The 13,439-nt window shown below is 51.8% G+C and carries 11 protein-coding genes; 6 read left to right on the forward strand and 5 right to left on the reverse strand.

The window, feature by feature from the left end; translation table 11 throughout:
* Positions 1–608: 608 nt before the first annotated feature.
* Positions 609–2,090, reverse strand: a complete 1,482-nt coding sequence (locus tag Q1A54_RS13200; RefSeq protein WP_299988908.1) for a helix-turn-helix domain-containing protein — start codon at positions 2,088–2,090, stop codon at positions 609–611.
* 152 nt (positions 2,091–2,242) lie between these two features.
* Between Q1A54_RS13200 and aceB the strand changes: the two genes are divergently transcribed.
* Together aceB and aceA are read left to right on the forward strand one after the other, a co-directional pair.
* Positions 2,243–3,835 (forward strand): malate synthase A, encoded by a 1,593-nt coding sequence (aceB, locus tag Q1A54_RS13205; RefSeq protein ID WP_299988911.1) that lies wholly within the window; start codon positions 2,243–2,245, stop codon positions 3,833–3,835.
* A 183-nt stretch (positions 3,836–4,018) separates the two neighbouring features.
* Positions 4,019–5,299, forward strand: a complete 1,281-nt coding sequence (gene aceA, locus Q1A54_RS13210; protein ID WP_299988914.1) for an isocitrate lyase — start codon at positions 4,019–4,021, stop codon at positions 5,297–5,299.
* A gap of 91 nt (positions 5,300–5,390) precedes the next feature.
* Here the strand turns inward: aceA and Q1A54_RS13215 are convergent, their stop codons facing one another.
* The 4 genes from Q1A54_RS13215 to Q1A54_RS13230 all read right to left on the reverse strand — a co-directional run bounded on the left by Q1A54_RS13215 (position 5,391) and on the right by Q1A54_RS13230 (position 9,288).
* Positions 5,391–6,440: a CNNM domain-containing protein gene (locus tag Q1A54_RS13215; RefSeq protein ID WP_299988916.1), complete on the reverse strand. Its 1,050-nt coding sequence runs from the start codon at positions 6,438–6,440 to the stop codon at positions 5,391–5,393.
* 48 nt (positions 6,441–6,488) lie between these two features.
* The gene (locus Q1A54_RS13220) at positions 6,489–6,881 is read right to left on the reverse strand and encodes a hypothetical protein (RefSeq protein WP_299988919.1); all 393 of its coding nucleotides are present in this window, start codon (positions 6,879–6,881) and stop codon (positions 6,489–6,491) included.
* Positions 6,882–6,993: 112 nt separating this feature from the next.
* Complete coding sequence (locus Q1A54_RS13225) at positions 6,994–8,424, reverse strand: aldehyde dehydrogenase (protein ID WP_299988921.1); 1,431 nt, start codon at positions 8,422–8,424, stop codon at positions 6,994–6,996.
* A 15-nt stretch (positions 8,425–8,439) separates the two neighbouring features.
* Positions 8,440–9,288 (reverse strand): SDR family oxidoreductase, encoded by an 849-nt coding sequence (locus tag Q1A54_RS13230; RefSeq protein WP_299988923.1) that lies wholly within the window; start codon positions 9,286–9,288, stop codon positions 8,440–8,442.
* Positions 9,289–9,554: 266 nt separating this feature from the next.
* Between Q1A54_RS13230 and Q1A54_RS13235 the strand changes: the two genes are divergently transcribed.
* From Q1A54_RS13235 to Q1A54_RS13250, 4 genes are all read left to right on the forward strand, one after another.
* Complete coding sequence (locus tag Q1A54_RS13235; RefSeq protein WP_299988926.1) at positions 9,555–10,415, forward strand: hydroxymethylglutaryl-CoA lyase; 861 nt, start codon at positions 9,555–9,557, stop codon at positions 10,413–10,415.
* 2 nt (positions 10,416–10,417) lie between these two features.
* On the forward strand, positions 10,418–11,158 hold the full coding sequence (locus tag Q1A54_RS13240; RefSeq protein WP_076422439.1) for a (Fe-S)-binding protein: 741 nt from the start codon (positions 10,418–10,420) through the stop codon (positions 11,156–11,158).
* Between the two features lie 608 nt (positions 11,159–11,766).
* Positions 11,767–12,540 (forward strand): transporter, encoded by a 774-nt coding sequence (locus tag Q1A54_RS13245; protein WP_299988931.1) that lies wholly within the window; start codon positions 11,767–11,769, stop codon positions 12,538–12,540.
* Between the two features lie 27 nt (positions 12,541–12,567).
* Positions 12,568–13,431 carry a TIGR02587 family membrane protein gene (locus tag Q1A54_RS13250; protein ID WP_299988934.1) on the forward strand — a complete coding sequence of 288 codons (864 nt, stop codon included), beginning with the start codon at positions 12,568–12,570 and terminating at the stop codon, positions 13,429–13,431.
* Positions 13,432–13,439 lie beyond the last annotated feature (8 nt).

Consider the following 13,439-nt stretch of genomic DNA (forward strand, 5'->3'; position numbering starts at 1 on the left):
AATGCATGTCAGCGGTATGTGTGGTCTCTAAACTGAAAATACGAAGCTTATATTCAAGGACTGGCAGTGGCAGAAGCTCCCCTCCTTGGATAAGGAGGGGCCGGGGTGGTTGGACCCGGTATAGCAATAGAACCACTTTAGCTACGTGAATTATACCTGAGGATTGGCAATTACCCAATAGTCCCCAATGGGGGTAGTGGCTAACTTGTAAATAATTTTTTTTCTGGCTATTCAGGTTGATTACAGGATTGTCCCCTTGAGGGGACCATAGGGGTGTAAAGGACTGCTGTTTTGCTATTTGGTTTCTTCTCTGAATGGTCTTCGGCCTATAGAACACCCCTGTTTATCAACAGTCGCAATCTTCGAACTCGCGTTCTCGTTTGTTCAAAAGGGGACAGTTTTAATTGACAGAATCTAGCCTTAAAGCCTTATAGAGCCCGTTTCAATGGTATTGAACAGTAGTGGGCCTGGGCCCTCGACAAAGGGGAGGGCCCAGATGGGTAACCCGGTATCTGCGAGAATCCTATTAATCTGTGGGTGTAGGGGCCCTCTTTATAATCCTGAAAATTCTTGGGGCAGGGGGGGCTATATAAAGATTCAAACGAGCTCTACCCCTTCAACTTATCCAACATCTCCATCACCTTTTCCTGCCACAGCTGCTTTTCGAGTATCACGGGCGGGGCGGCGCGTTCCAGACAGTCGGTAGCGGGGCAGCGTTCGCAGGTTTCGTTTACGTAGAGGTGTACAATGGCCGGGTCGTCCAAAAAGCGGACTTTGCGGCGCAGGTTCTCGTTCAGCAACATGCCGATACTAATCGTACCAGTCAGGCTTTCGGTCGGCTGGGCGAGTGCCAGTACCAGGTATTCGTTTGTAGAATTGATATAGGAGGAGCGCTGTATACCTACCAGTGGCTGGTCGAGCTGGCCGGTGAGCTTTTGCTGTTCCATCTCCTCAAATAAAGTAAGTGAGATCCAGCGTCGACAGTAGTGCTCGTTCAGGAAAGAGGCATGGGGATTATGAAGCCCCGAGAGGTGCAGTTCCTTGGTGAGCGAAAAACGATCCGAGGCTGCATGGTGGTGAAAACGCAGGAAGAAGAGCTGCTTAATGTTGAAAAAACGGGGCAGGAGTGAGGTCAGGCGGTGCAGCAGCGTTTCGGGGGAGGTACTGTAGTTCTCCATCAACTGTAGCAGTAGCTGAGGCTGCCAAACCGTCTGTGCGAAAAAGTTCTCCATGTCCTGCACCAGACGGTCGCGGTTGAGCAAGAGGGCGCCGGCAAAGTAGGAAGCCTTGAAGTTGTTCAGAACTTCCTCAAAAGAACCTACCCGCACCCAGGTGGCGGTGTACGGACGTGGTTGCAATTGCAACACCTGAAAGCCAATCTCGCGAGCCACTGCGAAAGCACGCTGTTGTTCTGTCAGATTTGGGTTAAGGGACAACCGAGGTGCAATACCTGATACGAAGACCGATCGCAGCGGGGCAAGCTCTGGTTGGTCTTGTATTGTCTCTGTTTCAATTTTTATGTTAAATACAGATTCCAGTATACTTGCCAGTTGCTCGAAAGTTGGGGTTTGCTCCGGGCTGATGCCTTGCGCTTCCATAAAGCGCTCTGCTTCCAGTTCCAGGTCTTCAAAGTAATTATCATGCAATTCCTGGTAGGAGCGGAGGGCGGAGAAGTAGAACTGCTCTACCCGCAGGTCGAAGGCCCTTGAAATCTCCAGCAAAGTGTTGACGAAGGCACTAAGTTTGGTAGGTGCTGTCGCAAACAGGTCCAGCAGACGACTGATGTCCAGACCAAAGTGCTCCAGTGGCAGTTCAGATAGGATATTGGATTGCAACAGTTCACCCACTGGCTGCAGGCGTTTGCTCAGTTGCAGCGACACCAGATAGTCGTAGGTCACCCCTAGTTCATCGGCTATTACAGCGATCTTACTCGGTTTAGGATGCTTTTTACCTTTCTCTATTTCATTGAGGTACGACACCGATATACCTGTCGTCGTGGCCAGATCGGTCAGCGAGATGTTCTTTTCTGTCCTTAACTGTTTGATTTTCAGTCCGAGTATAAGCCGGATAACATCTTCCTGTAGCCTCATCCAAAATAATTTTCTTGGTCTATATGCTAATAAACGGGCTTTTGCGATTATTTCCTAAAAACGTAAAAAAATTATTTAGCGAAAATTCGCCAAAAGTAAATTGTTCGCGTATAGATGATAAAATTACAATCCATCACCTCAAGTTTATAATTATGTTAGTTGAAAGCACAGCCCAAGTAAAAGGATCACCTGTAAAAGGGATAGAGCAAATTTTGACACCTGAAGCCGTGGACTTTCTGGTCATGTTGCACGAGCGCTTTGACAGCCGAAGAGAGGAGTTATTAAAAGAAAGAGTAGCACGTCAGCAACGGATTGATGCAGGCGAGCGTCCTGATTTCCTGGAAGAGACAAGAGCGGTTCGGGAAGGGGACTGGAAAGTAGGGGCTATACCTGCCGACCTGCAAATGCGCCGCGTCGAGATTACAGGTCCGGTGGACCGCAAAATGGTGATCAACGCGCTTAACTCGGGAGCTGATGTGTTCATGGCTGACTTTGAGGATGCGAACTCGCCCACTTGGGAAAACGTGGTGCAGGGGCAGCTCAACCTTTACGATGCCGTGCGCCGCACCATCACCTACCAGAATGGCAAGGTATACCAGCTGAAAGATACAGTGGCTTTGCTAAAGGTGCGCCCAAGAGGCTGGCACCTGACTGAGAAACACTTGGTAGTCGGCGATAAGGCTATTTCAGCCGCCTTGTTTGATTTTGGACTGTTCTTCTTCCATAATGCCAAAGAGCTGATTGCTCGCGGCACAGGTCCTTACTTCTACATGCCAAAACTGGAGAACCATTTAGAAGCCCGCCTATGGAACGATGTGTTCGTAGCGGCGCAGGAGGCACTTGATATACCCGTCGGCACCATCAAAGCAACGGTGCTGATTGAGACGATACTGGCCGCTTTCGAAATGGACGAGATCTTGTACGAAATGCGCGAGCACATCGTCGGTCTGAACGCCGGTCGCTGGGACTACATTTTCAGTGCCATCAAGAAATTCCGTAACCAGCCGGAGGTGATTTTCCCGGATCGCACGGCCATCACCATGCAGGTACCTTTCATGAAGGCCTATACCGATCTGCTCGTGCAGACCTGCCACAAGCGTGGTGCGCATGCCATGGGCGGTATGGCAGCTTTCATCCCGAATCGCCATGATCCGGCCGTGAACAAGACCGCTTTCGAGAAAGTGAAAGCCGACAAGGACTTCGAGGCTAGAAATGGGTTTGACGGTACATGGGTAGCCCATCCGGATCTGATTCCGGTGGCGCGAGAGGCTTTCGACAAGGTGATCGGTGAGAAACCACACCAGAAAGATGTGCTGCGCGAAGACGTGAAGGTAAAAGCCGATGACCTGCTCAACTTCAAGATGGAAGGGAGCAAGATCACAGAGGCCGGCCTGCGACTGAACATCAACGTGGGCATTCTCTACATCGGCAACTGGCTCTGCGGCACAGGCGCTGCCGCCATCCACAACCTGATGGAAGACGCCGCTACCGCTGAGATTTCACGGGCACAGGTATGGCAGTGGCTGCACCACGACGGCACCCACACCGCCGAAGGCGAGCCCATCACAGAAGAACGTGTGCTGCAATTGATCAAGGAAGAAACCGAGCACATCAAAGAGGAAGTCGGCCTGGCTATGTTCAAAAACTGCCACTTTGAGCGTGCTTCCCAACTCTTCTCTGAACTTGTTCTCTCGACCTGCTTCGTAGACTTCCTGACGCTTCCGGCATACAAGTACATCGATTAATAATGGGTAATGACGAATGAATAGTGAGGAATGATGAATGAATAATGAAAATTGCCTTAATCATCAATCTATTCCTCACAGATCATTCGTCACTATTCTCCATCCATTATTGATTCCACTTTAGTCATTCCCTACCTACCACTCATTAGTCATTACTCATCATTCATTACTCATTATACTATCATGAATAAGACAGAAAGAATACACGCTATCCAGCAAGACTGGCTTGTGAACCCACGTTGGGCAGGTATAAAAAGACCGTACACTGCCGATGAAGTTGTAAAACTGCAGGGCTCCGTTAAAATCGAATATACCCTGGCCCGCAATGGGGCTGAGAAACTGTGGCATAAACTGCACACCGAGCCCTATGTAGCCGGGCTGGGCGCCATGACGGGCAACCAGGCGGTGCAGGAAGTGCAGGCGGGCCTCAATGCCATCTACCTGAGTGGTTGGCAGGTCGCCGCTGATGCCAACCTAGCCGGACAGATGTATCCGGATCAGAGTTTATACCCGGCGGACAGCGTGCCGAACGTGATCAAGAAGATCAATAACGCCTTATTGCGCGCCGACCAGATTCAAAGTGTAACAGGCGAGGGGGAGATTGACTGGCTGGTACCGATTGTGGCGGATGCGGAGGCTGGTTTTGGGGGCAACCTGAATGCCTTTGAACTGATGAAGATGATGATCGAGGCCGGGGCCGCTGGTGTGCATTTCGAGGACCAGTTATCGAGCGCCAAGAAATGCGGCCACCTGGGCGGCAAGGTGCTCGTGCCAACTCAGGAGGCCATCAACAAACTGGTGGCAGCGCGACTGGCTGCTGATGTCATGGGCGTGCCGACGCTGCTAGTTGCCCGTACCGATGCCGACGCCGCCAACCTGATCACCAGCGACATCGATCCGCGCGACCATGAATTTATCATTCCCGGCGAGCGCACCAGCGAAGGCTTCTACCGTGTGAATTGCGGTATCGAACAAGGTATAGCCCGTGGCCTGGCCTATGCACCGTATGCCGACCTGATCTGGATGGAAACCTCTACACCAGACTTAGAGCAAGCACGTAAGTTTGCAGAGGCTATACACGCGGAATATCCGGGCAAGCTGTTGGCTTATAACTGCTCTCCGTCCTTTAACTGGGCCGCCAAATTGAGCGTGGAAGAAATGGAAACGTTCCGGGAAGAGCTTGCCGAGATGGGCTACAAGTTCCAGTTCATCACACTGGCCGGTTTCCATGCCCTCAACACCAGCATGTTCGAATTGGCCAAAGCCTACAAAGCACGTGGCATGGCGGGTTATTCCGAGCTGCAGGAGCGTGAGTTCGGCTTAGTAAAAGAAGGCTTCAAAGCCGTAAAGCACCAGTCTTTCGTAGGTACCGCCTATTTCGATGCCATCCAAAACACCGTGACCTCGGGTACCGCTTCCACTGCGGCCCTGGTTGGCTCAACCGAAGAGGAGCAGTTTCATTAAGCGATAGAAGGTTATTATAAACAGCAAACCCCACCCTCAAATAAAGGATGGGGTTTGCTGTTTATAATCGTGTGTCAGGTATAGGGGAGGCTTATTCCGTTTTGAACCCGATGCCTTTGGCACGTTTTTCCCAATTTTCGCGGGCCCACTTCTGCATGTCTTCCACGTTGTCCATTTCGTCCATGATCTCCATACCCAGCAGCGTCTCGATGATGTCCTCCATGGTCACGATGCCGGCTGTGCCGCCATATTCGTCGACTACCAGGGCAATGTGGTTTTGCTCTTTGAGCAATCTGCTGAACAGCTCAGGTATAGGCATGTACTCGGTCACAACCTCTATGTCGCGGCGTATCGTTTTTAGAGGCAGGTGGCCCTGGTTGTCAATTAGTTTAGAGAGCACCTCGTCCTTGAGCACATAGCCGTTGATGTCGTCGAGGCTGTTCTGGTAGATCGGAATACGGGAGAAGCGTAGCGTCTTGGCTTGCTTGAAAAAGTCAACGATGAGCATCTCCTCCTGCGCACCGTAAATCACAGTGCGGGGTGTCATAACATGGCGCACCAGAATTTGGTTAAAGCGCAGGATGTTGCGCAGAATCTGGGATTCACCTCTTTTGAAAATACCTTCTTTAATGCCGATCTCAGCCATAGCCGTAAAATCTGCGCGGCTTAGCACACTCTTGTCTTTGTCGCGCTTCAGTCGCTTGGTAATAAACTGCGACAGCACAATAAGCGGGTACAGCGGCGAGTAAATCATGATGCGCAAACTCGTAACCGTAAAGGGCGTGAGTTGTCTCCAATAGTTAGCACCGAGTGTTTTGGGTATAATTTCAGAGAAGATCAGGATGATGATGGTCAGGACAGCTGAGATCAGAGACAGGTATTCCTCCCCCCAGATTAGCTGGGCCTGTGCACCTACCCCGGCTGCTCCTATGGTGTGTGCAAAAGTGTTGACGGTGAGGATGGCCGCCAGCGGGCGGTCAATATTGTCTTTGAACTCCTGCAGGTGTTTCCCAAGCGTAGGGTTTTCCTGTGCCGTAATGCCTACATGGGAGGGCGTAATGCTCAGCAATGCCGCTTCGAGCAGCGAACACAAAAATGAAAAAATAAGCGCAATGGTTAGGTATAAGAAAAGTAAGCCCATGCGAGTGGATTATGTTGAAACCTTTGGTTGATTTGCAAAGGTAGTAAATTAGTGCACCACGCGCAGTACCGGCTCCTCGAGCGGTGTGCGGGTTTCAGGATCCACTGTGAAATACCCTACCATACTTGGCCCATAGCCCAGGTTCAGCTCTACAAACTTATTCTGATCCGGCAGCATCGCGATCACCTCCTGTTGCAGGTCCTTGTACTTCTCAAGCAATTCTTTCAGTCTCTGCTCTTTGTCATTCAGGGAGTTTTGCGGTTGCTGCTCGGTCAGCTGCTGTTCAATGTTCTGCTCCGGGTCGAAGTCGTGCTTCATGCTCTGTAGCGAAAGCAATTCCACTTCCAGTAACCGGATATCCCGTTCCACATGCAGGTATTCTTTCACTTTTTCCTCCAGCGGGACAAGTGATTCGTCTAGGTATTCTATCAGGTTTTCCATAGTCATGTCAGGTATATGTGGGTGTATAGCTCCTATACGGCAATGCCCTCATTTATTTGCATACGAGAAGCAATAGGGTGCGGCTACATAGCTGCTATACCTATACCTTGACCTATAACCATTTGAAAAGCTTCCTGACAAAAGCAAGCCGGTTGCCGTAGGGTGGGTAGCGTAGCGGAAGGTCAATCCAGGTACCGCGGTGCACGACACTCTTCTGGTTGGAGAACAGCTCGAAGCTGGCCTGCCCATGGTAACTGCCGACACCACTTTCCCCCACACCGCCAAAGGGAAGGTTGGGGTTAATGAGGTGCGAAATAGTATCGTTGATACAGCCGCCTCCAAAGTGAACTTCTTCCAGCACACGTTGCTGCTGCACTTCATTGGATGAAAAGAAGTACAATGCAAGGGGCTTCTCTTTTGAATTAACCTGCCGGATCGCTTCATCCAGGTGAGTATAGGTAAGCACAGGCAGGATAGGTCCGAATATTTCGTCTTGCATGACGGGGTGTTGCCAGTTCACCTGGTCCAGCACAGTCGGAGCGATGAAACGGCTAGCAGCATCGTGCTGCCCGCCGATGCGCACGACGCCGTCCTGCAGGTAACTGCGCAGGCGTTGGTAGTGCCGGTCGTTGATAATGCGGGCAAAGTCCGGGCTTTGGCGGGGCGAGTCGCCATAAAACTCCTGGATGGCAATGCGCAAGCGCTCGATCAGCTCGTCTTTCACCTGCTCATGCACCAGCAGGTAGTCGGGGGCCACGCAGGTCTGGCCGGCGTTCATGAACTTACCCCAGGCGATGCGGCGTGCTGCCAGGCCCAGGTCGGCGTCTTCGGCTACGATCACAGGACTTTTGCCACCAAGCTCCAGCGTAACCGGAGTCAGGTGCTCGGCAGCAGCTTTCATGACCACACGGCCCACCTGTGTGCTGCCCGTAAAAAATATGTAGTCGAACCGCTGCGCCAACAGGAGCTGGGTAGTGGGCACACCTCCCTGGACTACGGCGACCAGCCTCGGATCAAACGTTTTGGAAATCAGCCGGGCTATCACAGTCGAGGTAGCGGGAGTGAGTTCAGATGGCTTGATAATCGCACAATTGCCTGCCGCCAGCGCACCGATCAGTGGGTTGAGCACCAGTTGCAAAGGGTAGTTCCAGGGACCGATGATCAGGGCAACTCCATAAGGTTGGGAGTAGACATAGCTGCGGGCCGGGAAATTAAGCAGGGTTTCGCCTACAGACTGCGGTTTCGCCCAGCGTACTATTTTTTTGAGCACCAGCTGCAGTTCTTTCTCTACAAAGCCTATCTCTGTGGTGTAGGTTTCAAATGCTGGTTTCCGGAAATCGGCATACATGGCATCGATCAGCTCCTGCTCGTGGCTGCGCACTGCCTCCAGGAGGCGCCGGAGTTGCTCTTTCCGAAAGCCGACGTCGAGGGTATGGCCTCCTGCAAAATAGGCCCGTTGTTGTTTGAGCAGGTCCATTATGGCCTGCGGGTCTGCTTCCGATACGGAGCCGGCCCTGTTTACATAGGTGTTTGTTGAGTTCATAGCGGGTGAAAAAAGTTAGGTTTTGGTTGCATAGGCCGGTTTTTGGTCGGCAGCCGGTCGGCCGGTAAAGCTATTCATAGAGGTATAGACCCCAAACCAGCGGCCTGCCACCGTGTCAAACAGGCGGGTGGGAAGAATGCCGCGAAGCAAGGGGAGCAGGTGCACGATAGAGGGTTTGCGAAGCAGAATCATGTTGCGCTCCACGGCCTGCAGAATGGCCTCCGTGATTTCCTCAGGCTGCAGGATAGGGGTGAGCAGCGGTGCTTTCACGCCGGCAAACATGCCGGTGTCGATGTAGCTGGGCGTGACGGTGGTTACCTGCAGGCTCGGTCCGGTTTGCTCCAGTTCCAGCCGCAGACTCTCAGACCAGCCAAGCACTGCCCATTTGCTGCCCGCATACACACTCATGCGCGGGTTGGGAAGCAGACTCGCTGCCGAGGCTATGTTCACAATATGTCCTTTCTCCCGCGCCACCATGGCTGGCAAAAACGCCTGTGTCACGAGCATGGCGCCCAGCACATTGACCTGAATGGTCCGCTCGATCTCGGCCATCGTGTGTTCCACAAATGGCTTGCCTACCACAATGCCTGCATTATTAACAAGTATATCCGGTGCTCCAAAGCGGCTCTGCACTTCTTCGGCTGCCTGCTGTACCTGCGTCGCATCTCCCACGTTCACTTGCCAGGTATGTACTTCATAACCGGCATCGCTAAACTCCTGGTGAGTCTGCTGCAAGGCGGTAGGGTTGATGTCCCACACCAGCACCCGACTGGCGCCGCGCTGCAGGCATTTCATGCCCATCAGCTTGCCTATGCCGGAAGCACCCCCAGTTATGAGTACTGTACTTTTCTTAATGCTGGTCATGGAGCTTTTTTAGATATTATGTGTATTTCGCAAGCATAATATAGGAGGATAAGATCATATAAAAAAATATTATCACCTCATTATCAATCAGGCAGATAGAGATGTCACAATTGAAGACCTGCCTTACCTAGGCAAGTACCAGGTTAGTTTACCTGGCCAGTCTGGTCTGAACCAGCTGTATCCGGCAGGCACAAATTCTCTCCTTAAATCCCAATTCAAACATAGGCTTATTGTATCTTTGGCAAAACGACCTGAATCTATTCCCTATGAAAGACGATACCATCAAAATAATAGAGTGTCCCCGCGATGCCATGCAGGGCCTTCATGATTTTATACCTACGCAGACGAAGATCGACTACATCAATCAGCTCCTGCAGGTGGGCTTCGACACAATAGACTTTGGTAGCTTTGTGTCGCCCAAGGCAATCCCCCAGATGGCGGACACAGCCGAGGTGCTGGCAGGATTGAACCTGCGCGATAGCCGTTCCAAACTGCTGGCCATCATTGCCAATGTGCGTGGCGCAGAGGAGGCAGCTTCCCACGAGGCCATCGATTACCTGGGCTTTCCGCTCTCCGTATCTGAGACGTTTCAGCAGCGCAACACTAATAAGAGCATAGCCGAGGCCATGACCCAACTGGCCCAGATCCAGGACATCTGCCAGCGCAAGGACAAAACGCTTGTCACGTATATTTCCATGGGCTTTGGCAATCCTTACAACGATCCTTGGGATGCGGCTACTGTGATCCGGTTTGTGGAGGAGCTGGATAAGCTGGGGGTGAAAATCATTTCTCTTTCGGATACCATTGGCGTTTCCAATCCGGAAAACATTACATACCTGTTCAGCGAACTGGTACCGGCATTCCGGCACATCGAGTTTGGGGCGCACCTGCACACAACCCCCACTACCTGGCAAGAGAAGGTGGAGGCTGCCTATCAGGCCGGCTGTCGCCGCTTCGACGGGGCCATGCGCGGGTATGGGGGGTGCCCGATGGCCAAAGACGAACTGGTCGGCAACATGGCGACTGAAAATTTGGTCGGCTACTTCGAAAATAATAATTTAAATTTGAAGCTCGACAAAGAGGCTTTCGCTGCCGCGCTGGCAGCCTCAGGCTCTGTTTTCTCCTGATTATGGCAAGAAGAACCATTGTAGATATTTTCATTCCCTGCTTCGTGGATCAGTTGCACCCAGAGACAGGCCTGAGTATGGTCAAGGTGCTCGAGGGGCTTGGCTGCGAAGTGAACTATAACCCGAATCAGACCTGCTGCGGACAGCCTGCTTTCAACGCTGGTTTTTTTGATGAAGCCCGTGAAGTAGCCAATAAGTTTCTTGACGATTTTTCAAATGAAACGTCTCACTACATCGTGGCACCTTCAGCGAGCTGCGTGGGTATGGTACGCAATGCCTACCAGGACATTTTTGTGAAATCATCGAAACTGGTGAAGTACCGTGCCATGCAGAAGAAGGTGTTTGAGTTGACCGAGTTTCTGACCGATGTGCTCAAGGTATCGCAGGTGCCAGGTGCCCGCCTCGACGGCAAGGCAACTTATCACGACTCCTGCAGCGCCCTGCGCGAATGCCATATCAAGGAAGGACCCCGTGCGCTGCTCCAAGGGGTGCATGGCCTCGAAATGATCGAAATGGAAGACACTGAAACCTGCTGTGGCTTTGGTGGTACATTTGCCGTGAAGTTCGAAGCCATATCAGTAGCCATGGCCGAGCAAAAAGTGGAGAATGCCCTGGCCACCGGTGCCGACTACATCATATCCACTGACAGCAGTTGCCTGATGCACCTGAACGGCTACATCCAGAAAAACAGGAAGCCGATCAAAACCATGCACATTGCTGATGTGCTGGCCAGCGGTTGGTAAGGTATAGGGATCAACAAAAATTCAAAAGCCAGATACGGTAAGTGTCTGGCTTTTTTTATATGCGTAAAAACACGTAGCCTTCAAGCTAGTAATACTGAAATTAGCTCAAAAACAACCGATTAGAGCCTACATGGCTTACCTCCCCAAAAGCTTGCCGTATAATAGACAAAACACGGAAGGTAGTTTGAACTTTGGTTTTAGGTTGGTTGAACCTTACGTTCTGACTCCTGGTGAGTCTGCTGCCGATACAAACGTTGTTTTTAAATGATCATGTGCTTAACGCTATCTGGGGTGCGTTTGGCGGTTTGCACATGTTTATAAGGGGAGCCGGTATCTGTTATTTTAATGCAGGCGGTTGGAACCGGCTCCCTTTTTTCTCCCCCTCTTACAGCTCCCCGATTCCTTTTTAATTCATCCGGCAGAAAATACCAGTTGTCAAGCTGTTTTTGTGAGCTTGACTACATGTAGGTAGCAGATTGACGCTTATGTCAGCGCCTTGCGTTAATATGCGATGCTACTACGTGCAAATCGGTATTTGTATAGGCTATCCCTACTTATGTAGTCATGCAGCGTATAAAGCGCAACAAACGCAAGGACTATTCAAAGCTATGAAATCAAACAAGACGCTGGTGCTGGGACTGCTGAGTTTTGTGTTGAGCGCTCTTGTACTACCGGCGCAGGCGCAGGAAGAACGGGAGGAGCTTACGACAGACAGACCGGATAAGTCACAGGGGCCGGGCATTGTGTCGCGAGGCTATGTTCAGTTGGAAGCTGGTTATCACTACCAGAGGCTCAATGCAGCCATTAGAACACACGCCTACCCCACGGCACTGCTGCGTATCGGCTTGCTGGAGGGAGTGGAGTTGCGCCTGCAAGGAGCCGCGAAAGATTCTGTAATTGAAAATGGATCAAAGCGCCATATCAGGGGCTGGGGGCCGCTGAGCGTCGGCACGAAGGTACGGCTATGGGAAGAAAGCGGCTGGCGTCCGGAGGCTGCTGTATCAGCCATGCTGACGCTGCCCCTTGCGAGCGAAGTATTCAAACCCGATAATCCGGAACCTCAGTTCGGGCTGGCTTTTAGTCATGAAATCTCTGAGAAAATGGACCTGACTTATAACCTGGGCTATGGCTGGGCTGAGGGTGATCCCGTGCGATCGTACGGGGCCAACATCACCCGGGAAGTGAGCGATAAGCTCACACTCTACCTGGAAGCATTCGGTAGCAAAGAGAAAGGGGAGACTGCCGAGCACCAGGCGGACGTTGGGCTGCTCTACCTGCTGCTGCCCAATCTGCAGTTCGATGTGGCGGCAGGGCGGCGGCTGAACAAAGAAGCTCCACACAGTTTTATCACCACAGGCCTGGTAGTACGGCTACCCCGTTAACTGGCTGTAACAGGTATGGCAAGAGATATGAAAAAGAGACCTGTCCGGAAATCGCTGCAGGAGTACGCCCGCGGCATAGCTGGAGGACTTCTGTTCAGTTTTCCGCTGCTCTTTACCATGGAGGTATGGTGGGCCGGCTTTATCGCCACGCCCTTCCAACTGCTGATCATGGTTGTAGTCACCTACCTGTTGCTGCTTGGCTACAATCGCTATGCAGGTATGCGTCCCGGGGCATCGTGGCGCAGCGTCTTCATCGACTCGGTGGAGGAAATGGGACTGGGCATTATCCTGTCATTTGCGGTACTGTATGTACTTAACCGCATACAATTTGGGGAGATGTCCGCTGACGAGATCATGGGTAAAATTATCATCGAGGCTATGGCTGTCTCTATTGGCGTATCCATCGGGACCGCACAGCTGGGCAGTCCGGAAGATGAACCGGAGGAAGAAGATGAAGTACAAACAGAAGCAAAGGAGGCAGGCTGGCGCACCGGACTGCGGAGTAAGGTCAGCCTGGTAGTACTGGCGCTTTGTGGCAGTGTGATTGTGGGTGGCAACGTGGCACCTACCGAAGAAGTGGTGCTGCTGGCGGTAGGGGCGGCGCCGTTTCACATATTGCTCATGGCCTTACTGTCGCTTGCTCTCAGTGTGGTGGTGGTCTACTTCAGCGATTTCCATGGTACGGGCAGGCACCAGAATGGTGACTTATTCTTCGCCATCACAATAGACACCTGCCTGAGCTACCTGACAGCACTTGCCGCTTCAGCATTCCTGCTGTGGTTTTTCGGCCGGTTTGAAGGTGTAAGTTTTGAAATAGCCATAGCCCAATGCATTGTATTGGGTGTTTTAGCCAGCCTGGGGGCCTCAGCCGGGCGACTGCTGATAAAATAACATGCTGC

Source organism: uncultured Pontibacter sp. (assembly GCF_947502515.1).
Taxonomy (GTDB): domain Bacteria; phylum Bacteroidota; class Bacteroidia; order Cytophagales; family Hymenobacteraceae; genus Pontibacter.